Annotated in this window: 19 protein-coding genes; 7 read left to right on the plus strand and 12 right to left on the minus strand. The window is 64.2% G+C overall.

Annotated features, from left to right (window positions below):
* Window positions 1–173: 173 nt before the first annotated feature.
* The 5 genes from N7650_RS23030 to N7650_RS23050 form a co-directional block, all read right to left on the minus strand.
* Complete coding sequence (locus N7650_RS23030) at window positions 174–1,184, minus strand: GlxA family transcriptional regulator (protein WP_279900189.1); 1,011 nt, start codon at window positions 1,182–1,184, stop codon at window positions 174–176.
* Between the two features lie 149 nt (window positions 1,185–1,333).
* Window positions 1,334–2,182: an ABC transporter permease subunit gene (locus tag N7650_RS23035; RefSeq protein WP_279900170.1), complete on the minus strand. Its 849-nt coding sequence runs from the start codon at window positions 2,180–2,182 to the stop codon at window positions 1,334–1,336.
* Entirely contained in the window at window positions 2,172–3,029 is an 858-nt protein-coding gene (locus tag N7650_RS23040) for an ABC transporter permease subunit (RefSeq protein WP_279900171.1), read from the minus strand. The genes N7650_RS23035 and N7650_RS23040 overlap by 11 nt, the downstream gene beginning before the upstream one ends.
* Window positions 3,026–4,123, minus strand: a complete 1,098-nt coding sequence (locus N7650_RS23045) for a glycine betaine/L-proline ABC transporter ATP-binding protein (RefSeq protein WP_279900173.1) — start codon at window positions 4,121–4,123, stop codon at window positions 3,026–3,028. The genes N7650_RS23040 and N7650_RS23045 overlap by 4 nt, the downstream gene beginning before the upstream one ends.
* A gap of 107 nt (window positions 4,124–4,230) precedes the next feature.
* A complete protein-coding gene (locus N7650_RS23050) occupies window positions 4,231–5,082 on the minus strand; it encodes a glycine betaine ABC transporter substrate-binding protein (protein ID WP_064304444.1) in 852 nt (283 codons plus the stop codon).
* 621 nt (window positions 5,083–5,703) lie between these two features.
* Here N7650_RS23050 and N7650_RS23055 point away from each other — a divergent pair.
* The 6 genes from N7650_RS23055 to N7650_RS23080 all read left to right on the plus strand — a co-directional run bounded on the left by N7650_RS23055 (window position 5,704) and on the right by N7650_RS23080 (window position 12,984).
* Window positions 5,704–6,426 (plus strand): GntR family transcriptional regulator, encoded by a 723-nt coding sequence (locus N7650_RS23055; RefSeq protein ID WP_279900175.1) that lies wholly within the window; start codon window positions 5,704–5,706, stop codon window positions 6,424–6,426.
* 94 nt (window positions 6,427–6,520) lie between these two features.
* Window positions 6,521–7,840, plus strand: coding sequence for an FAD-binding oxidoreductase (locus N7650_RS23060; RefSeq protein WP_279900176.1), 1,320 nt, complete (start codon window positions 6,521–6,523; stop codon window positions 7,838–7,840).
* 209 nt (window positions 7,841–8,049) lie between these two features.
* Window positions 8,050–9,378: an MFS transporter gene (locus N7650_RS23065; protein WP_009401552.1), complete on the plus strand. Its 1,329-nt coding sequence runs from the start codon at window positions 8,050–8,052 to the stop codon at window positions 9,376–9,378.
* A 41-nt stretch (window positions 9,379–9,419) separates the two neighbouring features.
* Window positions 9,420–10,322, plus strand: a complete 903-nt coding sequence (locus N7650_RS23070; protein ID WP_279900177.1) for a dihydrodipicolinate synthase family protein — start codon at window positions 9,420–9,422, stop codon at window positions 10,320–10,322.
* A 1-nt stretch (window position 10,323) separates the two neighbouring features.
* A complete protein-coding gene (locus N7650_RS23075; protein ID WP_279900178.1) occupies window positions 10,324–11,814 on the plus strand; it encodes an aldehyde dehydrogenase in 1,491 nt (496 codons plus the stop codon).
* A gap of 258 nt (window positions 11,815–12,072) precedes the next feature.
* Complete coding sequence (locus tag N7650_RS23080) at window positions 12,073–12,984, plus strand: DMT family transporter (protein ID WP_279900179.1); 912 nt, start codon at window positions 12,073–12,075, stop codon at window positions 12,982–12,984.
* 155 nt (window positions 12,985–13,139) lie between these two features.
* On the opposite strand, the gene N7650_RS23085 is transcribed toward N7650_RS23080, so the two are convergent.
* The 4 genes from N7650_RS23085 to N7650_RS23100 all read right to left on the minus strand — a co-directional run bounded on the left by N7650_RS23085 (window position 13,140) and on the right by N7650_RS23100 (window position 18,594).
* A complete protein-coding gene (locus N7650_RS23085) occupies window positions 13,140–14,300 on the minus strand; it encodes a M20 family metallopeptidase (protein ID WP_279900180.1) in 1,161 nt (386 codons plus the stop codon).
* Window positions 14,297–15,922, minus strand: coding sequence for an APC family permease (locus N7650_RS23090; protein WP_279900181.1), 1,626 nt, complete (start codon window positions 15,920–15,922; stop codon window positions 14,297–14,299). The genes N7650_RS23085 and N7650_RS23090 overlap by 4 nt, the downstream gene beginning before the upstream one ends.
* Before the next feature lie 161 nt (window positions 15,923–16,083).
* On the minus strand, window positions 16,084–17,292 hold the full coding sequence (locus tag N7650_RS23095; RefSeq protein WP_009401558.1) for a diaminopropionate ammonia-lyase: 1,209 nt from the start codon (window positions 17,290–17,292) through the stop codon (window positions 16,084–16,086).
* A gap of 72 nt (window positions 17,293–17,364) precedes the next feature.
* Window positions 17,365–18,594: a Zn-dependent hydrolase gene (locus N7650_RS23100; RefSeq protein ID WP_009401559.1), complete on the minus strand. Its 1,230-nt coding sequence runs from the start codon at window positions 18,592–18,594 to the stop codon at window positions 17,365–17,367.
* A 128-nt stretch (window positions 18,595–18,722) separates the two neighbouring features.
* Between N7650_RS23100 and N7650_RS23105 the strand changes: the two genes are divergently transcribed.
* Window positions 18,723–19,184, plus strand: a complete 462-nt coding sequence (locus N7650_RS23105) for an Lrp/AsnC family transcriptional regulator (protein WP_009401562.1) — start codon at window positions 18,723–18,725, stop codon at window positions 19,182–19,184.
* Here N7650_RS23105 and N7650_RS23110 read toward each other — a convergent pair.
* The 3 genes from N7650_RS23110 to N7650_RS23120 form a co-directional block, all read right to left on the minus strand.
* The gene (locus tag N7650_RS23110) at window positions 19,181–19,924 is read right to left on the minus strand and encodes a sulfite exporter TauE/SafE family protein (protein ID WP_009401563.1); all 744 of its coding nucleotides are present in this window, start codon (window positions 19,922–19,924) and stop codon (window positions 19,181–19,183) included. The two genes, N7650_RS23105 and N7650_RS23110, sit on opposite strands and share 4 nt — an antisense overlap.
* 234 nt (window positions 19,925–20,158) lie before the next feature.
* Window positions 20,159–20,986 carry a phosphonoacetaldehyde hydrolase gene (gene phnX, locus N7650_RS23115; RefSeq protein ID WP_009401564.1) on the minus strand — a complete coding sequence of 276 codons (828 nt, stop codon included), beginning with the start codon at window positions 20,984–20,986 and terminating at the stop codon, window positions 20,159–20,161.
* 37 nt (window positions 20,987–21,023) lie between these two features.
* Complete coding sequence (locus tag N7650_RS23120) at window positions 21,024–21,884, minus strand: LysR substrate-binding domain-containing protein (protein ID WP_009401565.1); 861 nt, start codon at window positions 21,882–21,884, stop codon at window positions 21,024–21,026.
* Window positions 21,885–21,901 lie beyond the last annotated feature (17 nt).

Genomic DNA, 21,901 nt, shown 5'->3' on the forward strand with positions numbered 1-21,901 from the left:
GGTGTTCTTCAGGGCCTCATCGCTGGCAAGCCAGCTCCCACAGGTATCGCGATGGTGAGTGGCTGATTCGGCAGGTCCTGGGGATCCGGGTGTTCTTCAGGGCCTCATCGCTGACACCGCGTACCCTGTGGGAGCTGGCTTGCCAGCGATGAGGCCGGTTCAGTCACCCCACATCACTCGGCCTTCTTCGCCTTCCCGCCCTTCACCAGGCCATAGCGAATCTCCTTCGACGGCCCGTAGCCATAGAACGAGGTGTAGCACTTGCTGAAATGGCTCGGTGATACGAAACCGCAGGCCAGCGCCACGTCGATCAGTTGCAGGTCGGAATGCTGCAACAGGCGCCGGCTTTCGGTGATGCGCAGTTCCAGGTAATAGCGCACCGGGGTGGTACCGAGCTGGCTCATGAACAAGCGCCCGATCTGCCGCTTGGAACGTCCCACATAGTGGGCCAGTTGATCCTGGCTCAGGGGTTCCTCGATGTTCGCACTCATCAGGTTGATGGCTTCGCGCAATGGCTCGCTCATCTTCTCGTGCAGGGTCGGACGGGCCCGGCGATAGCGCGATTCCTCGAAGGCAAGAATATCCACCACCGCATCCACCAGCCCGCGCCCGCAGCGGCTGTTGATCCACTCCAGCACCAGATGGAAACCGCCCGACGGACTGGCAGCGGTCAGGCGGTCGCGGTCGACCATGTAGCTTTCACTGGTGACCTGGCTGTCCTTGGCGATTTCCGCCACCGCACCACGGTGCTCCGGGTGTACGGCACAACGGTAGCCATCCAGCAGCCCGGCCTGGCCGAGGAACCAGGCGCCATTCCACAACGCGCCCAGGGCCACATGCTTTTCCGCCGCCTTGTGCAGGATCTGGTTGAGCTCCGGGATCGGCCGCAACACGGTGCGCAAGCCGCCGCAGACCACCAGCAGGTCAAGGTCGTCCAGCGCAGCGGCATCGAGTGGCGCATCCGGGCAGATCACCAGCCCCAGGTCGCTGACCCGCGAGCCGCCATCCAGGGTGAAGGTACGGTAGGTAAAGGACGCCGCCTGGATCAGGTTGGCAGTGACCACCGTATCCAGGGCCTGGGTGAAGGCCGGCAAGGAGAAATGTTCGAGCAGGATGAAACCGACCCTGCCCTGCCCGCCCGGCGCCTGCTTTTCGCCGGTGAAGCGCAGGTTCGAGCCCTGCATGGCATCGCTGAAATGCCTTCTTTCGACCACGTTGGTGTCTTCCGATAGTGTTCTGGGAATCCGAAGCGCTGAAACCGCTACGCCGGCATGCATCGTCGAATGATGCACGCCGGCGCGGCGGTGTCCAACTTTCCTTCGGAATTTCTGATTTATGTTGCTGCCTGATTCCTGCGGCCTTGCAAGGCTCCACGAGAGAGACGGTCCAACAACAGGGCCACGGCAACGATGGCCAGGCCCGCACGCAGACCGAGGCCCATTTCCATCCGGGTCAGGCCGCGGGTCACTTCCGCACCCAGCCCGCCCGCCCCCACCAGCCCGGCCAGCACCACCATGGCCAGGGACAGCAGGATGCACTGGTTCAAGCCCACCAGCAGGGTCGGCATGGCCGTGGGCAACTCGATCTTCAGCAGGATCGCCCGGGGCGGCGCGCCCATGGCCTTGCCCAGTTCCAGCAGATCGCGGGGCACCCGGTTGAACGCCAGGGTGGTCAGGCGCAGCATCGGCGGGATGCCATAGATGATGGTAGCGAGGATCGCCGGGACCTTGCCCAGGCTGAAGACCATCACCGCTGGAATTAGGTAGACCCACGGCGGCACGGTCTGCATGACGTTGAGGAGCGGGCTGAGCACCGCGTCCAGGCGCTTGATCCGCGAGGCCGCGACGCCGATCGGGAACGCCACCGTCACCGAGATCAGCACGGCTACCGTCACTAGGGCGATGGTCTGCATCGATGCCACCCAGAACCCGGAGATCAGGCAGAAGCCAAGCATCACCACAGCCAGAATCGCCGCCCGCAGGTTGACCAGGAAAAACGCCGCCACCGCCACCAGGGCGATCATGCCGTAGGGCGGGATCGCCAGCAGCACGCCTTCGATACCGCCGAGGACGGTTTCGATAAAGCGGCTGATCAGGACGAACAGGCCGTGCAGGTTGGCGTTGAGCCAGTCGACCGATGGTGCCAGCCAGGCGCCTGGAGAGAACGTGATATCAGGATTCATGGGCAGCCCTCCGGCCGGGACGGCTGGCGCTCTGGGCCATGCGGTCAAGGATCAGGGTAAGAATGACGATGGCGATGGCGGCGTTGATCGACATGGCGATATCCAGGGTGCGGATCGCGCCGTAGATCACTTCACCCAGTCCTCCGGAACCGACGATACCGGCGATCACTACCATGCCGAAGGCCATCATCAGCCCCTGGTTGACCCCGGCCATGATGCTCGGCAGGGCAAACGGCAGGCGGATCTTGAAGAACTGCTGCCACCCCGTGGTACCGCTGGCCTGGCCCAGTTCGATGAAGACCCTGGGCGTCATGCGGATGCCCAGCGAGGTCAGGCGCACCACCGGCGGTACGGCAACGATGAAGGTGGCCAGCAGCGCGGTGCCCGGGCCGTAGCCGAGCAAGGCAATGGCTGGTAGCAGATAGATATAGGGCGGCAAGGTCTGGATCAGGTCCAGCACCGGCTCGCTGACCCGGTCCAGGGACGGCATCAGGCCGGCCGCGACGCCCAGCGGGATGCCGATGATCAGGGCCATGCTGGTCGCCGACAATACCAGCGCCAGGGTGCTCATGGTCTGTGGCCACAGGCCCATGGCCACGCAGAGCAGCAGCCCGAGCATGGCCCCGAGGGCGAAGCGCCAGCTGGCGGTCAGGCGCCAGCCGAGCGCGCCGAAGGCCAGGATCAGCACCCAGAACGGCAGCAGGGTCAGGCCGCTGTAGATCGCCTGGTAACCGGCGTACAGCACATCGTTGAGGCCGTCGAAGAACCAGGCGCCGTTGTCCGCCAGCCACTCCAGCCGGGCATCGACGACGTCGTCGAAGGCAGCAGCGAATTCCCCGGGGCTCATAGTGCGTGCTCCGGCTGCGCAGCGGCATGTTCTGCGGCCGGCGCACCCTGCACGCCACGCAGCAGGTCCTGCTGGGTGATCACGCCGAGGACCTGGCCGCCCTCCGCCACCGTCAAGGCATCGCCGCCGGAGCTGATCATCAGGTTGATCAGGGCATCGAGGTCGGCTTGCGGACCGGCACTCGGCAGAAGGCCAGGGCTGAGATACGGATGCGCTGCGACGGGCGACATGATCGAGTGCGCCTTGACCAGGTGCAGGCGGGAAATCCCGGCGACGAACTCGGCCACATAGTCATCGGCGGGCTTGAGCACGATGTCCTCGGCGGTCCCCTCCTGGATGATCACCCCGTCCTTCATGATGGCGATGCGGTCGCCGATGCGGATGGCCTCTTCGAGGTCGTGGGTAATGAACACGGCGGACTTGCCGAGGGACTTGGTCAGTTGGCGAAACTCGTCCTGCAACTGGCGACGTATCAGCGGGTCGAGGGCGCTGAACGGTTCATCCATCAGGATCACTTCCGGGTCCGAAGTGATGGCACGGGCCAGGCCGACGCGCTGCTGCATGCCACCGGACAGTTCGTCCGGGTAGCGTTGCGCCCAGTCGCTCAAACCTACTTTCGCCAAGGCCTGCCCGGCCACCTTGTGCCGTTCGGCTTTCGAGATGCCGCGCACCTCCAGGCCGAAGGCGGCGTTTTCCAGCACCGTGCGATGCGGTAGCAAGGCCACGCTCTGGAATACCATGCCGATGTGCCGCGCGCGGGTTTCGCGCAAGGCCGCCTTATCGAGGCTGGCAAGATCCTTGCCCTTGATCAGGATCTGCCCGGAGGTCGGATCGATCAGGCGGTTGAACATACGGATCAGGGTCGACTTGCCGCTGCCGGACAAACCCATGATGCAGTAGATCTCACCCCGTTTGACCTTGAGGCTGACGTTCGAGACGCCGACAACACAGCCATGGTCCTGAAGAATCTGCTTCTTCGACAAACCACGCTCTTTATAAGCACGCATGGCGGTATCGGCGTTCTTGCCAAAAATCTTCCAGACCGATTGGCACTCTACCAATACGTCTTCAGCTACTTCGCTTGCTGTGTTCATCTCGCACCCGTCGAACCAGGAATCTGGTTGGCTTTTTTATTACGTTCAGTTCGGCAGTGGTAAAGGCGTTGCCCGGGTACAGCCCCGAACAACGCGGTACTTCGAAATCAGTATTTTTTGATGTTTTCCCAGCGGTTCACGAGGTCGGCGTTTTTCGTGGCCCAGTCCTGCACGGCCTGTTCCACCGTCTTGCCATCCTTCATTTCGCCGTTGATAGCGGTGATGTCGGCCAGCGGCAGGTAAACCCCGGCGATCAGCTCACGCGCTTGCGGGTAGGCGGCGGAAAAGCCCTTCTGGCCGATCCAGTAGTAGCCCTGTGGCGGGGCGAAGGAGCCTTTCGGGTCCTTGAGGAACTTGACGTCGAACTTCTGGCTCATCCACGACGGTTCCCAGGTGGTCACCGCGATCCACTCCTTGCGGTCCACGGCGGACTTGAGGGCAGCGGTCATGGCGGCGGTACTGCCCTCCAGGAGGTTGAGCTTGAGGCCGTAGTCGGTCACGGCCTTGGCCGCATCGCTCATCAGGCCCGAACCCGGCTCGATGCCGACGATCTTGTTGCCGAACTTGTCGGCGTTGGCGTTGAGCTCTTCCAGCGAGTCGATGGTCACGTACTTCGGTACGGCGATGGCCTGGTAGAGGCCGTGGGAAACCGGAGAGATCTTTTCCAGGCGGTTCTTGTTCTTCTTCCAATAGTCCTGGGCAGCGTAGTCGATCTGCGAGGCCAGCAGCTGGATGTCACCCTTGCCCAGTGCGGCGTAGGCGATGCCCCATTCGGAAAAGTTGGTCACCTTGACGGTGTAGCCGGCGTCCTCGAGGACTTTCCTGGTGACGGTGGTGATCGGGGTAAGGTCTTCCCACGACAGGGTGCCCATGGTGATGGTCTTTTCCTCGGCCTGGGCCTGGAACACCGTGAGACCGACCATGGCGAGGGTACAGAGCGCTTTGCGGAAGAGTTTCATTGTTGTCGTCTCCTGGGTTGTGGTGCTGGCCGGACGCATTGCCACGTCCGTTGCTTGTTCTTGGTTTTCTTGCACAACTTTCTGGCGGGGGTTTTCTGGCGCCCGACAAAGGCCTGGCAAAGAGCTAAAGCCCCCGCGAACACTGGCCTTGGGGCGAGATTCGCACGGGCTCAAGAGACGGTCAACGGAATTGTATTCTTTGTGTATACCTATGGAATTCAAAAAGAATTCATAAAAAATGCTATTTTCCCCAGTGTTTTCAGGGCTCTCAGGCTAGTAGAGCCAAGGAAAAAGCTGTCGTGGGTGGATATGGCGATGGCGGGATTTGATAAGAGTGTGTCTCGTGGATGCCATAGAGACCTGGCACTTGCATCGCCTGTCATGGCCTCATCGCTGGCAAGCCAGCTCCCACAAGGACCGGCGTACACCGTACCTGTGGGAGCTGGCTTGCCAGCGAGAGGCCCGAAAGCACAGCACAAAACCGGGGTCAGACCCTGTCACAGATACCCAGATAAGCAGGGAAACCGCTCATCGAAATATCTGTAGACACATTGTCTAATCCTCCCCTATAGTCGTTATACAAATTGTAGACACAACCTGATGAGTACAAAAAAGGCTCCCATGAAAGCCACCGCGGCTGTCTCCTCCACCCCTGCCGATGCCTCCCCGGATCGCAAGGCGCTTCTCGCCGAAGCGCTGCGCCGGCGCATCCTGAGCATGGAGCTGGCGCCCGGAGCGGTGGTGGATGAACTGGCGTTGTGTGATGAATTCGGTCTGTCCCGGCCGCCAGTGCGCGAGCTGCTGCGCCAGATCGCCGCCGAAGGCTATATCGAGCTGGAAGCCAACCGCGCTCCCCGGGTCGCGGCCATGAGTCATGAGTCATTGCGGGCGTTCTTCCTCGCGGCACCGCTGGTGTACATCGCCACCACGCAACTGGCAGCGACCCGCGCCACCGCGAGCGAAATCGAAGAACTGCGCCGGATCCAGGCCCTGTTCCGACAGGCGATCCGGGAGCAGCACGTGGAAAACCGCGTCATCTACAACGACGAGTTCCACCTCGAGATCGGCAAGATGGCGCGCAACGATTACCTGATGCCGAGCCTGCGCCGTGTGCTGATCGACCATGCGCGACTGGGCAAGATTTTCTACCGCCACCCGACCACCGTGGACATGCAGAAGGACCTCGAACTGGCCTGCGACCAGCACGACCAGATCATCGAGGCCATTGCCCGCCATGACACCGAGGCAGCGGGACAACTGATTCGCGAGCATATGGAACTGTCGCGCCGGCGCATGGCGGAATACGCCGCACCGGAAGGCATGGAGGTATCGCTCGCGCTTTGAAAGGCCCCGGAGCATGAAGATCTAGCGAGGTTTCGCTAGTCATTTCGGCCTGGGTGGCAACACCGGATCAAACAAGAACAGCCAGGTCCCTGAAATGACAAAAGTAACCTCGTTGCCAGCCGACGACAGTTCGTGCGGTTGGTATCACCTGAGCCCGAAGCGCACGCCGCGGCCCGCCCATTCGGGCACCAGCCATGCGCGCTGGGTGGTGCTGGGCGCTGGCTACGTCGGCCTCGCCGCCGCACGCCAGCTCGCGCTGAAGTTCCCCGATGAACAGATTCTCCTGGTCGAAGCCCAGGAAGTCGGCTTCGGCACCGCTGGCCGCAATGCCGGTTTCGCCATCGACCTGCCACACGATATCGGCGCCGAGGACTATATCGGCGACATCGGTATCGCCAGGACCTGCCTGCGCCTGAACCTCACCGGCCAGAACTATCTCGCGAACCTGGTCGCCGAACACGGCATCGATGCGCAGATGAAGTTCTGCGGCAAGTACCAGGCCGCCGTGGAAGATCGCGGTATCGCCGTGCTCGACGCCTACCGGCGCGGCCTGGAAAAGCTCGGCCAGCCCTTCGAAGTGATCGAAGGCGCGGACCTCCCCGAGCACATCGGCACGCACTTCTACCGCAAGGCGCTGTTCACCCCCGGCACCGCGCTGATCCAGCCATCGGCCATGGTCAAGGGCCTGGCGCAAAGCCTGCCGGCCAACGTTACGCTCTACGAAAACACTCCGATCCTCGACGTCGAGTACGGCAACAAGACCGTGCTGCGCCATGCACGCGGCAGCATCAGCGCCGACAAGCTGGTGTTGGCCAACAATGCCTTCGGCGGTCACTTCGGCTTCCTCAAGGGCGCCATGCTGCCGATCTTCACCTACGCCAGCCTGACCCGGCCGATGACCGAACAGGAACAGGCACGCCTGGGCGGCAAGCCCTACTGGGGCGTGATACCGGCGGACCCGTTCGGCACGACGGTGCGGCGCACCCCGGACAACCGTCTGCTGATCCGCAACAGCTTCAGCTTCAACCCGGACGGCCGCGCCAATCCCAAGTACCTGCAGCGCTACGTCGCCCGGCACAGGGCGTCGTTCGCCCGGCGCTTCCCGATGCTGCCGGACGTGGGTATCGAATACACCTGGGGCGGCGCCCTGGCCATGTCGCGCAACCACGAGAGCTTCTTCGGCCAATTGGCGCCGAACGTCTATGGCGCACTGTGCTGCAACGGCCTGGGCGTGACCCGCGGCACGGCCACTGGCAAGTTGCTGGCGGACTGGCTGGCGGGCGAAAAGAACGACCTGATCGACTTCCTCCTGAAGTCCCCGGGCCCGAATGCCAACCCGCCGCAGCCGTTCCTGTCGCTTGGGGTCAACGCCAACCTGACCTGGGGCCAGATGCGCGCCGGCAAGGAAAGCTAAACCCTTGCTCTTGTAGGAGCGTGGCTTGTCGGACCGCCGAACCGCCGCGATGAAGTGCGCAGTGCTCCCAAAGATCGCCCGGCAAGTTGCGGTAAAGAAGTAGCAAACAGTGTCGCGCCGGCCAGGCGCCAATCCCCGGACTGAAGTTCCCATTCAGATCCGCGGACCCGCTCGGCCGGAAAACAGATTCGATAGTGCAGGAAACAATAATGACAACTTCCAATCAATCCGTTGAAGACGTACCCCTCAATCGTTTCCACCAGTTGCTCACCGCCCGTTCCGGTGGTGGCTCATTCGTCGACGGCTATGTGCTCAGCATCATTGGCGTGGCCATGGTGCAGATGTCCGCAGGCCTGGGCCTGACCGCCTTCTGGCAGGGCATGATCGCCGCCTCGGCGCTGATCGGCATCTTCTTCGGCGGCTTCCTCGGCGGCGCGCTGACCGATCATTTCGGGCGCAAGCGCATCTTCTTCGTCGGCCCTACCCTGTTCATCCTCGGTTCCCTCGCCCAGTTCTGGGTCGAATCCGGGCCCATGCTGTTCGCCCTGCGCTTTCTGATCGGCGTCGCGGTCGGCATCGAATACCCGGTGGCCACCGCGTTGCTGGTGGAATTCCTGCCGAAGAAATACCGCGGCCCGCGCCTGGCCACCCTGACCATCCTGTGGTTCGCCGGTGCTGCCTTCGCCTATATCGTCGGCCACTTCCTCCTCGCGTCCGGCGGCGAAAATGCCTGGCGCCTGGTGCTGGCCAGCCCCGTGGTGATCGGCGCGATCCTCTTCGGCTTGCGCATGGGCACCCCGGAATCGCCCCGTTGGCTGCTGAACAAGGGCCGTGCGGCAGAAGCCGAGACGATCATCAAGCAGGTCTACGGCAAGGCCTTCTCGCTGAAGAACCTGCCGGAACAGCCAAAGGAACAGAAAGCCTCGCTGCTCAGCCTGCTGCACTCGGGCTACGGCAAACGCATGCTGTTCGTCAGCATGTTCTGGTCGTGCTCGGTGATCCCGGTGTTCGCCGTGTACTCCTTCGCCCCGAAGGTCCTCGAAGCGCTGCACCTCAAAGGTGACTGGGCGTCCTTCGGCTCGGTGGCGATCACCCTGCTGTTCGTGGTCGGCTGCATCATCGCCACCCGCCTGATCAACAGCATGGGCCGGCGCAGCATGCTGATCCACAGCTTCCTCTGGTCCGGCCTGGCCCTGCTCGGCCTGGCGGCCCTGCACGACGGCTCGCCAATGCTGGTCCTGGTGCTGTTCGGTGCCTACGCCCTGTTCATCGGCGGCGCACAAGTGCTGCAACTGGTGTACCCGAACGAGCTGTTCCCTACCGAGATACGCGCCGTCGCGGTCGGCATCGGCACCTCGCTGTCGCGGATCGGCGCTGCGGTCGGCACCTGGCTGGTGCCGATGTCGCTGCAATCCCTGGGCATCGCCCAGACCATGTACGCCGCCGCCATCGTGACCCTGATCGGTTTGCTCTTCGCCTGGGCCCTGGCCCCGGAAACCCGTTCCCTGACTCTGCAACAAGCCGCCTCGCTGAACTGAGCGCGGTCTGACATTCCTTGCGTCCCACTGGAGAGAAAAGCATGAAATTCGCAGGTATCTACACCCCCGCCGTGACCCCGCTGAACGCCGACGGCAGCATCGACAAGGCCGGCTTCGCCGCCGTCCTCGACTACCTGGTGGAGTCGAAGATCCACGGCATCATTATCGGCGGCTCGACCGGCGAGTACTACGCCCACACCGCCCAGGAGCGCATCGACCTGGCCGCCCAGGCCAAGGACGTGATCAACGGCCGCCTGCCGCTGATCATCGGGACCGGCGCGATCCGTACCGAAGACTCGGTGGCCTTCGCCAAGCATGCCAGGGAAATCAAGGCTGACGCGCTGCTGGTTGGCACCCCGCCCTACGCGTTGCCGACCCAGCAGGAAATCGCCGTGCACGTCAAAGCCGTGGACGCAGCAGCCGACCTGCCGATCATGCTCTACAACTACCCGGGCCGCATGAGCGTGAGCATGGGCCCTGAGTTCTTCGATGCCGTAGCCGATGTGAAGAACATCGTCGCCATCAAGGAAAGCTCGGGCGACATGAACCAGCTGCACCGCCTGGCCACAAAGTACCCGCACATCTCCCTGTCCTGTGGCTGGGACGACCAGGCCCTGGAATTCTTCGCCTGGGGTGCACAGAGCTGGGTCTGCGCCGGCTCCAACTTCATCCCGCACGAGCACGTGGCCTTGTACGAAGCCTGCGTGATCGAGAAGGACTTCAACAAAGGCCGACGCATCATGGCGGAGATGATGCCGCTGATGGACTTCCTCGAAGGCGGCAAGTTCGTCCAGTCGATCAAGCATGGCGTCAGCCTCAACGGCCTGAGCACCGGCGGCGTGCGCGCACCGCTGCAAGGCCTGGAGGCTGTCGAGCAGGCCGAGCTGACCAATGTGGTCGCCACCCTGAAGCGCAACATCGCGGCAATCGTCGAGGACAAATGACATGGCCGAACTGCTGAGCAAAGCCGAATACCAGGCCCTGGCTGCCAAGCTGCAGCCGCGCAACCAAGCCTTCATCGACGGCGAATTCCGCGACGCGATCAGCGGACGCACCTTCGTCACCACCAACCCGGCCACCGGCGAGAAGCTGGCTGAAGTGGCGGCCTGTGATGCGCAGGACGTCAACGTCGCCGTCGCCGCCGCCAAGGCGGCCTTCGAAGACGGTCGCTGGAGCGCGCTGACCCCGGGCGCGCGGAAAAAGGTCCTGCTGAAATTCGCCCGGTTGCTGGAAGACAACGCCCATGAACTGGCGGTACTGGAAGCCCTGGACAGCGGCAAGCCGGTCAGCGAATGCCAGAACGTCGACGTACCGGAGACCATCCACACCCTGCGCTGGCACGCCGAGCTGATCGACAAGATCTACGACGCTACCGCCCCGACCGGTTCCGCTGCGGTGACCATGGTCGTACGCGAGGCGATCGGTGTTGTCGGTCTGGTCCTGCCGTGGAACTTCCCGCTGCTGATGCTGGCCTGGAAGATCGGCCCGTCCCTGGCCGCCGGTTGCTCCATCGTGGTCAAGCCGGCCAAGGAAACCACCCTCACCGCCCTGCGCGTGGCCGAACTGGCCCACGAGGCCGGCATCCCGGCCGGCGTGTTCAATATCGTACCTGGCGGCGGCCGTGAGGCCGGCGAAGCCATCGGTCGGCATATGGACGTAGCCATGGTCAGCTTCACCGGTTCTACGGATACCGGTCGCCTGTTCCTCAAGTACGCTTCCGAATCCAACCTCAAGCGCGTGGTCCTGGAGCTGGGTGGCAAGAACCCGGCCGTGGTCATGAACGACTGCGAGGACCTCGACTCCGTGGCCCAGTTCGTCACCGCCGGTGCCTTCTGGAACATGGGCGAGAACTGCTCCGCGTCGTCGCGCCTGATCGTGCACAAGGATGTGAAGGACGAGCTGCTGAGCCTGATCTCCAAGCACGTCAAGGACTGGAAACTCGGCGATCCGCTGGACCCGGACAACCGTCTCGGTGCCATGGTCAGCAAGGCGCACTTCGAGAAGGTCCGTTCCTACCTGAAGTACGCCGCCGAGCAGAAACTCACCGTGGCCCTGGGTGGCGAGACCCAGGACGGCGTGTTCGTGCAGCCGACCATCATCGATGGCGTGGCCCGCGACAGCCGCCTGTTCGTCGAAGAAATCTTCGGCCCGGTACTGAGCGTGACCACCTTCGAAACCCTCGATGAAGCCATCGAACTGGCCAACGACACCATCTACGGCCTGGCGGCTTCGGCCTACACCGGCAGCCTGCGCAATGCCCTGCGCCTGTCGCGGGAAATCCGCGCTGGCGTGGTCACGGTCAACTGCTTCGGCGAAGGCGATGCCTCGACGCCGTTCGGAGGCTACAAGGAGTCCGGATTTGGCGGTCGCGACAAGTCGATCTGGGCCCATGATCAGTACACGGAGCTGAAAACCATCTGGATCGACGCTTCGTGAGCTGAAACCCGGGTGCTGTTCTGACGGAGTTCGGTACCCGACCCGGCCACCGCCCCACGCAGGCGGTGGCCACCCCCGTTTCCTTTCGCAGTACGGCGAACGAGCAGCACGGCCCGTGCAGGCCACTACAACGCTGCGGCGCCGACGGTTCCTGGATTTCGACCAGGCGGCCACCCAATCCAACTACCCAAAAACCCGTCCGCACGACCGCCGCAGAGCGCTCGCGTGCGAACACATGCACAGACTTTCCTACTGCCCATGCTCGCTTCGAACGTTTCAACCCATAGCTCCACCCTCGGTCACCGCAATGCGCTGATCGTGGCCCACATCGCCGCCGTGCTGTTCGGCCTGACCGGCATTCTCGGCGCCCTTATCCACTCGTCCGCCTCGGTCATCACTTTCGGTCGCGCGGCCTTTGCCGTGCTCGCCCTGGGTGCGGTGGCGCAACTGCAGAAACGTGGCGTGTTCCATCGCCTGAACACGCGCAAGTTCGCGGTCATGGCCCTGAGCGGGGTGATGCTGACCTCGCACTGGGTGAGTTTCTTCATTGCCATCAAGGTTGGTGGCGTGGCCGTGGCGACCCTCGGTTTCGCCAGCTTCCCGGCCTTTATCGCGATCCTCGACCTGTTGGTGTTCCGGGAGCGCATTCGTGCTGCCGAAGGCCTGCTGTTGCTGCTGGTCAGCCTCGGCCTGGTGCTGGTGGTGCCGTCCTTCGACCTGCTTGACCAGGGTACGGTCGGCTTGCTCTGGGGCCTGGGCTCGGGCCTGTCCTTCGCCCTGCTGGCGATCATCAACCGCCGCGGCCTGCAAGGAATGAATGCGGTGCAGGTGGCGTTCTGGCAGAACCTCACGGTGGCCGTACTGGTCGCGCCGTTCGCCTTCGACACCTTGCTGGTGCAGGGACTGAGTCACAGCGACTGGCTGTACCTGGCGCTCCTCGGGATCTTCTGCACCGGGCTGTCCCAATACCTGTTCGTCAAGAGCCTGGAAGGGCTGGAGGCGCGCAGCGCGGGGATGATCATCGCGCTGGAGCCGGTGTATGCGATCGCCTGTGCCTGGTGGCTGTTCGGTGAACAGCCGTCGCTGCGGATGGTGGCGGGTGCGGCGTTGATCATCCTGGCCACGGTGCTGTCGGCCTGGGGGAAACTGACGGCGGAGCAGGTGCACTGATCCGCCCCGGAAGCCTGTAGAGAACCCTGTGGGAGCTGCGGTTCGGCGCCCCGACTTGCCAGCGATGAGGCCGGCAATGACAAAGATGTTGTCAGGTCGGGCCAAATCGCTGGCAAGCCAGCTCCCACAGGTCCTGCACCCACAGGAAGATTGGTTTAGAGAGGCAAACTCCTGCGCACCACCTCGGCAAAATACTCCGCCCCGGTCTTCAGGATCCCGTCATTGAAGTCATAACAGGCGTTATGCAACGGCGTCCCGCCCGTCTCACCACTGGCCCCATTGCCGATAAACACGAAGTTCCCCGGCACCTGCTGAAGAAACGCGCCGAAATCCTCGGAAATCATCATCGGCATCACCTCCCCGTCCACCGCCGCCTCGCCGACCACGGCCCTTGCTGCCTCGACTGCCAACGCAGTGTTCTCCGCCCAGTTCACCGTCGGGGCGAACTCGTGGCTGTACTCAAACTCGCAACTCGCCCCGTTCGCCGCACAGATGCCCATGCAGATCTCGCGCATGCGGGTTTCCAGGAGCTTCTGCACCTCGGGGCTGTAGCTGCGGGTATCGCCCTTGATGGTCACATGGGTCGGAATCGCATTGCGGATGCCATCGGTCAGGAACTCCGTGCACGACACCACCGCCGACAACCCCGGATCGACATTGCGCGCCACCACGGTCTGCAGGGCGACGACGATCTGAGCGCCGGTCACCAGCGGGTCCACGCCCATATGCGGCCGCGCCGCGTGGGTGCCCCGGCCCTGGATGCGAATGACGAAATTGTCCTCGCTGGCCATGATCCCGCCCGCACGGGTGGCGATATGCCCGGCCGGCATCCCTGGCATGTTGTGCGCGCCATAGATGGCATCCACCGGGAAGCGCTGGAGCAGCCCGTCGGCCATCATCGCCTTGGCCCCGCAACCATGCTCCTCGGCCGGCTGGAAGATAAAGCGCACGGTGCCGTTGAAGTCGCGACGCTCGCAGAGCAACTGGGCCGCGCCGAGGATCATCGCCATATGCCCGTCATGCCCGCAGGCATGCATCTTGCCGTCGATCCGCGAAGCATGCTCGCGCTCCGGCACCTGCTCGGTGATGTTCAGCGCGTCCATATCGGCACGCAGGCCGATCACCCCGGCCCCCTCACCCACCTTCAGGCTGGCCACCAGCCCGGTGCCGCCGATTCCGCGATGCACCTCCAGGCCAAGGCCTTCGAGGATCCCGGCGACCCGGGCCGAGGTGTCGACTTCCTCGAAGCCGGTTTCCGGGTGGCGATGGAAGGCGTGGCGCCAGTCTTTCAGGCGTTGTTCGAATGGCGTGCTCATGCTCGCTGTCCCTCGGGGAATGAAGAAGTGGATAGGGTCTTGCTCGGGGCTCCACGCCACATCGCGCTTTCTTGCAGGTAGCGGGTGCGATAGCCGCTGCAGACACCGGCGTAGTAGAAAGCCAGGGCCAGCAATGCCACCACCAGCATGTCCCAGCCAGACGGAATCAGGCCGATACCGCCGAAGTCGCTGCTGCCCAGCCAGGACACCAGGGCCATGGCCGGCAGGAAGCCGATCAGCCACAGTGCCGCGTACAGGTCCTTGGCAAAACCGGTCCAGCCGGCCTTGGCCTGGAACCAGAAGAAGATCGGCAAGGCGCCCACCACCAGCAGGATCACCTGCCCGGTCAGCGGCCAGCGCGCCCAGTAAAGCACCAGCGAGGCGCAGACGAAGGCGAACGGCGCAATGACCCGCATGCCCTTGATCACCAATGGCCGCGGTACATCGGCGGCGGTGCTGCGCAGGGTCATCAGGCTCACCGGGCCGGTGAGGAAGGAGATGATCACCGCCACCGAGATCACCGCCGCCAGCGCGCCCCAGCCACGGAAGAAGAACAGGAAGACGAACGACACTGCCAGGTTCAGCCACATGGCTTCGCGAGGGATGCCGTACAGCGGGTGCAGACGGCCAAAGATCTTCGGCATGGTGTTGTTGCGTTCCATGGCGTAGATCATCCGCGCCGTGGTGGCAGTGTAGATCGAGCCGGTACCGGAGGGGCTGACGAAGGCATCCAAGTACAGGAGCATGGCCAGCCAGTTGAGGTTCAGGGCCAGGGCCAGCTGTGCCAGGGGCGAATCGAAGCTCAGGCTGTGCCAGCCGGCGGCGATGCTTTCGGGGCTGACGGCGCCGATAAAGGCCACCTGCAGCAGTACGTAGATCACCAGGGCGATCAGTACCGAAGTGATCAGCGCAAAGGGAATGCTGCGCCCAGGATCACGCGCCTCGCCGGCCAGGCTGACCGGGCTCTGGAAGCCGTTGAAGCTGAACACGATGCCACTGGCGGCCACGGCGGTGAACACGGCGGACCAGCCATACGGCGCGAAGCTGGCCTCGCTGCCATCGCCGAAGTTGGCGCCGTTGAAGCCGGCCCAGATCAGGGCGACGCCGGTCAGGGCCGGGACCACCAGTTTGAACAGGGTGATCGCGGTGTTGGTGCGTACGAACAGCTTCACGCCCCAATAGTTAAGGCCAAAATAGACCATGACCAGCGCCGCGCTGGCCCACAGGCCGGGGGTGGTCAGTTCGCCGTTGGCGACCATGGCCCGGGCCCAGGGGTAATCCCAGGAAGCCATGTACTGGATCGAGGCGATGGCTTCGATGGGGATCACCGAGACGATGGAAATCCAGTTGGCCCAAGCCGCCATGAAGCCCACCAGCGAGCCGTGGGAATAGCGCGCATAGCGCACCATGCCGCCGGACTCGGGGAACATCGCGCCCATTTCCGCATAGGTCAGGGCAATGGCCAGGACCACCACGGCACCGATCACCCAGGCCAGGATCGCGGCCGGACCGGCGATGGCCGAAGCGTGCCAGGCGCCGAACAGCCAGCCCGAGCCGATGATGGAACCCAGCCCGGTCAGCATCAGCGACCAGGGTCCGATATTGCGTTTGGTGGTGTGCATCTGAGTCTCCGTTGTTGTTTTTTTAGAGGAGTGCGCTAAAGAGGACCCGCCGCTAACCCTGTGGGAGCTGGCTTGCCAGCGATGAGGCCGGCAAGGGCACCTCTGTTGCCAGATAGGGCCCTATCGCTGGCAAGCCAGCTCCCACAGGGACCGCGCCGGATTCAGGCGCGGGCCAGCCACTCGCGCTGGCGGGCCAGGACCGACTCGGCGGACTCGCCCACCAGCTCGGCATACACACCCGGCGCCGTGGCGCCTTCGGTGCTGATCAGCAGCACGCGGGAATCCTTGTCCAGCCCCAGCTCGGCAGCCTGTTGCGGCGCCTTCGCCAGGCGCTGCAAGGCCGCCAGCCCGGCCACCGCCGACTCGCCGGACGCCAGCGGAATATCCCGCTCGCTGCCGGCAGCCAGGCGCCGCATCGCCAGCAGCGCCTCGTCGTCATGCAGGGTCATGAAGAAGTCGACGCTGTTCTCCAGGAACTTCCACGCCAGCGGCGAGGTTTCCCCGCAGGCCAGCCCCGCCATCACCGAGTCCACCGAGCCGCTGGCATTTGCCGCGCGCCCGGCCAGGGCGCTCTGGTACAGGCAGTCGGCCTGGGCCGGCTCGACCATGACCAAGGTCGGCCGCTGTGCACCGTGCAACTCCCACAGGTAACTGGCGATCCCGGCCGCCAGGCCACCGACCCCACCCTGCAGGAAGACATGGGTAAAGCCCTGGTCATAGGCCTCTACGATCTCCGCCGCGATGGTGCCGTAGCCCTGCATCACGTCCCGGGGAATCTCCTCGTAGCCGTCATAGGAGGTGTCGGACACCACCAGCCAACCATTGCGCAAGGCCAGGGCCGCAGCCTCCTCCACCGACTCGTCGTAGTTGCCGCTGATACGCACGATCTCGGCGTCATAGGCGGCGATCGCCTCTTCCCGTTCGACGCTGACATTGGCGTGCAGCACGATCACGCAGCGGCAGCCAAGGGTCTGTGCCGCAGCCGCCAGGGCGCGGCCGTGGTTGCCGTCGGTGGCGCTGATCACGGTGAAGCCGGCCAGGGCTTCGGCGTACTCGCCAGCGAGCAAGGTGCGGACATTGAAATTGTGCTCGGGGAAGCGCCGCAGGATCAGGCGCACCAGGGCAATCGGCGCGCCCAGGGCCTTGAAGCTGCCCAGTGGCGAGCGCTGCGACTCGTCCTTGACCAGCAACTGGCCCACGCCCAGCTCGGCGGCCAGGTCCGGCAGGCTGTACAGCGGCGTGGCGCCACGATTGAGGCCGGCCCAGTGCGCAAGCCAGTCACGACTCTGGCCGGCCCTGGCGATGCTCATGATCTCGCGCAGGTCTTCGGGGTACGGGATACGGCGGGCGTTGCGGTTGGCTAGCAGCATTGCAGTCTCCATCAGGCAAAGGGGTGCCGTCACCGATGGCGTGGGGCATCGGCGTTGGCGTTTGCAAAGGGGTCAGGCGAGTCGGCGGGCGACCACGTCCAGCAGGACTTCGGCGCCCATCACCAACTGCGCGTCATCGGTGTGCTCGCGAGGGTTGTGGCTGATGCCGCCACGGCTGGGCACGAAGATCATCGCCGCCGGGGCGATACGGGCGATCATCTGCGCGTCGTGGCCGGCACCGGAGGTCATGCGCCGGTGGCTCAGGCCCAGGCGCACGGCGCTGGCTTCGATCTGGTCGGCCAGGGTGGCGTCGAAGATCACCGGTTCGAAACGCACCAGGCGCTCGCTGGAAATCTTCACGCCCTCCTCTGCGGCGATCCGCTCGAGGAAAGCGGCAAAGCGTTGTTCGGCCTGTTGCAGGCGGGCTTCGTCAGGGTCACGTAGATCGACGGTGAACACCGCCCTGCGCGGAATCACGTTGATCACATTGGGTTCGAAGGCGATGCAGCCGGTGGTGGCCAGGGTGCTGCCGGCGTCGCGAGCGATGGCGCGCGCCTCGGCTACCGCGGCACAGGCTACGTAGCCGGCGTCATGGCGCAGTCGGGTCGGCGTGGTACCGGCATGATTGGCATTGCCCTGCACCGTCACCTGCTGCCAGGAAATGCCCTGGAGGTTTTCCACCACGCCGATCTGGATGCCCTCGGCCTCGAGGATCGGGCCCTGCTCGATATGCAACTCGAGGTATTCATGCGGCACGATGGCGCCGGGTTGCAGGTCGCCGGCGTAGCCGATGCGGGCCAGCTCGTCGCCCAGGCGGGTGCCGTCGGTGCCAAGGGTATCCAGCGCCACCTGCACCTCCAGGCCGCCGGCATACACCAAGGAGCCCATCATGTCCGGCTGATAGCGCACGCCCTCCTCGTTGGTGAAGGCACCGACGGTGATCGGCCGCGACGGCAGCACGCCGGCGTCACGGTAGGCGCGGATCACCGCGAGCCCGGCGAGCACGCCGTAGCAGCCATCGAGGGCGCCGGCATTGGTCACGGTGTCGATATGCGAGCCCATCATCAGTGGCGCCAGCGCCTCGCCGGAGGCAGCCGGCAAGGTGCCAAAGATATTGCCGATGCGGTCGATGCGCACCTCCAGGTCCAGCGCCTTCATCCAGGCCACCACCTGGTCGCGCCCGGCCTTTTCGGCATCGGTCAGGGCGATGCGGGTGCGGCCGCCCTGCACCGGGTCGGCGCCCAGTTCGCCAAGGATGCGGATCTGCTCCAGCAGCAGCGCGCCGTCGAGTTGAAGGTTCATCCAGGTACTCCAAGGGGTGTTCGTCGATGAGGGAAATGCTATTTCAATGCGATGGAGTTATTTCTTGATTTTCGCCCCGGAAATGAATTTTTATTCCGAATTCGCCTTCACTCAGGAAATCCACTGTCATGAGTCTGGATCCGTTCGACCTCGCCCTGCTCGACGCTGTGCAGCAGGACGCCACCACCTCGCAGCAGGACCTCGGCGCCCGGGTCAATCTCTCCCCCGCGGCGGTCAATCGTCGTCTGAAGAAGCTCAATGCCGAGGGCGTGGTGCGCAAGACGGTGTCGTTGGTGGACCCGGTGGCGGTCGGCTACGGCCTGACGGTGATCACCGAAGTGGAAGTCGAGAACGAACGCCTCGACCTGCTCGACGCCATGAAACGCACCTTCCTCGCCTGCCCGCAGGTGCAGCAGTGCTACTACGTGGCCGGGGAATGCGACTTCGTGCTGATCATGGCGGTGCGCAACATGGAGCAGTACACCGAGCTGACGCGGACGCTGTTCTTCGAAAGCAACAACGTCAAGCGCTTCAAGACTTTGGTGTCGATGAGCAATGTGAAGGTCGGGCTGGATGTACCGGTCACCTAGAGGAAGTGCGGCAGGGACTGGGCGATCAGCAGGATGCCGGCCAGTCCCAACAGCCCCAGGACCACGCGACGGAACCCGACATCACTGAAATGCCGGTACAGGCGCACGCCAAGCAGGGTCGGCAGCAGCACGCTGAGAATCACCACGGGGAACAGGCCCAGCGCCTCGGTGGTAATGGTCCCGGCCACCACGTAGGTCATCATCGTCAGCAGTTGCATGGCCAGGTTGAAGCCCTGGATCACCGAGCGCTGGGTATCCCGGTCCCAGCCCTTGAGCACCGCCCACAATGCCGTTGCCGGGCCGGTCAGGCCGCCGAGACCGCCCATGACTCCACCAACCACGCCTACTGCAGCATCCGCCCCGGCACCGCCGATGCGGATTCGCGGCAGGCTGGAAGAGAACAGCATCAGCGGGCACCACAGGGCCAGGACGATGCCCACCAGCAGGCGGAACAGCAGCGGGTCGATCTGGTGCAGCAGGAGGACGCCCACGGGCACGCCGATCAGGCCGCCGATCACCATGGGCAGCAGGTGCTCGCGTTTCAGGCCGCGGCGCAGGGTGCGGGCAGCGAGCAACTGGCCGGTGAGCGAGCCGCAGACCACCAGCGGCCCGGTCAATCCCGGCGGTACGGCCCAGGCCCACACGGCCATGGCCACCAGGCCGAAGTTGGAGCCGGACAGGCCCTGGACGAAGCCGGCGAGGATGGCGCCGAAGATGATGATGAGCCAGAGGGAGTCCATGGGTGCCCGAAGGTGCAAAAGGGCTGGAGGATAGGCTGTTGGGGGTGGTTGATAAAGGTCCAATCGGGGCCTGTGTGGGGGGGCCAAATCGTGCCCGGCTTTCGGGCCTCATCGCTGGCAGGCCAGCACCCACAGGGTCAGCACCACCCTTGAGAGCCCTGCAATACCTGTGGGAGCTGGCTTGCCAGCGATTGCTGTGGTGAATTCACCACAGCAACCCAAGTCAGGCCTTATCTAGACGCCCTGCGGCATCTCTCCCCGCGCCAGCCGGGCATTGATGTCCTCGATCACCGCCGGCAACCCGGCAATGGTGTCGATCAGGTAGTGCGGCCGCGAGCCTTCGAACATCCGCCCGATCCGCGCCCGCTGCGCTTCCAGTTGGTCAGCCGGCAGGTTCTGGTACTGCTCCCAGGTGAGCCCCAGCGCATTCCCCGAACAGGTCAGCGCCACCGTCCACATCCCGGCACTGCGCCCTTCGAGGATCCCCGGCCAGGTGTCGTCGACCTTGACGCAGGCGGCTACGTCATCGATGCCCAGGGCGATCACGTTGGCCAGGGACTGCGCCGGATACGGTCGGCCATTGGGCACTTCGTCGGTGGCCACCACATGATCCGGGCTGTAGCCGTTGGCCGCAGCCAGCTCCACGACCTTGGCCATGACCACCTTGGGGTAGCCGGAACAGGTACCGATCTTCAGGCCCTTGCCGCGCAGTTCGGCAATCGCCTCCAGCGCACCGGGGATCAGCGCCGAGTGCAGGCCGATCTTGTCGATCTGCAGCGGCATGAAGCGCTCGTAGATGGCCGTGACATCCTCGTCGCTCGGCGTACGGCCGAAGCGTGCCCGATAACGCTCGGCGATCGCCGGCTGGTCGCACAGGGTGCGGATATGGTCCCACTTGCCCATGCCCATGGGACCGCGGGCTTCTTCCAGGGACACCTCGACACCGAACTCGGCAAAGGCCTCGACGAAGATCTGGGTCGGGGCAAAGGAGCCGAAGTCGACGACGGTGCCGGCCCAGTCGAGGATCGCGGCTTGCAGGCGTTTGGGTTGCTGGTAGTTCATGCTGGATCTCCAGTGACAGTCAGGGAACGAATGAGGTTCAGGCCGGCGCGTCGAACAACTCGGCGATCATCGCGCGGTTGCGCCGCAGCGCCAGGCAACACAGGTGGTAATCGATATGGAACGGGTGATCGACGAAGGTGATTGGTCGCGTCCCCGGGGTTTCTGCGTATTCCACGGCAGAGACGAAACCGATGCCGATCCCCCGGGCGATTGCATGGACGATGGCTTCGCGGCTGTTGAGTTGCATGGCGCAGTCGAGCTCGATCCCGGCATGCCGGCAGGTTTCCTCGACCAGTTGTCGGGTGCGAGAAGACGGCTCGCGCAAGACCAGGCGCTCGCCGCGCAGTTGCTCGATATGCACCTGCTCCTGCTGCGCCCAGGGATGGTCGTCGCGGACCACGGCGATGATCGGATAGCGCCGGTACAATCGGGTATGCAGGCGCTGGTCGAACTCAGACAACGCGAGGATCGCCAGGTCGATATCGAAGCTGTACAGCCGCTCCAGGGTCTCGTGCTCCGGGGAGAACGAGGTTTCCAGCTTGATGTCCGGGTACTGCTGCATCAGTTCGTAGGTGAGGTTCATGGCGATCGGCGGCGACACCGCACCGATGCGCAGCAGCCCGGCCTTGCGCTCGCGGAAGCTGTGCAGCAACTGGATGGCTTCGTCTTCCTGGCCGAACAGGCCCTGGGTAATGCCATGCAACTGCCGCCCCGCCGCACTCAACTCTATAAAGCGCCCGCGGCGGTGGAACAGCTCGACGGCGAACATCTGCTCCAGTGCAGCAACCTGCTCGCTGACGGTCGGCTGACCGACGCTGAGGTATTCGGCAGCCTGGGTGAAACTGCCGGTGCAGGCCACGGCGTGAAACGAGCGCAGCCATTTGTGGTACTGGTACATGGGTTGGCCTTTTCCAG

This window comes from Pseudomonas sp. GD04058 (assembly GCF_029836855.1).
Lineage (GTDB): Bacteria > Pseudomonadota > Gammaproteobacteria > Pseudomonadales > Pseudomonadaceae > Aquipseudomonas > Aquipseudomonas bharatica.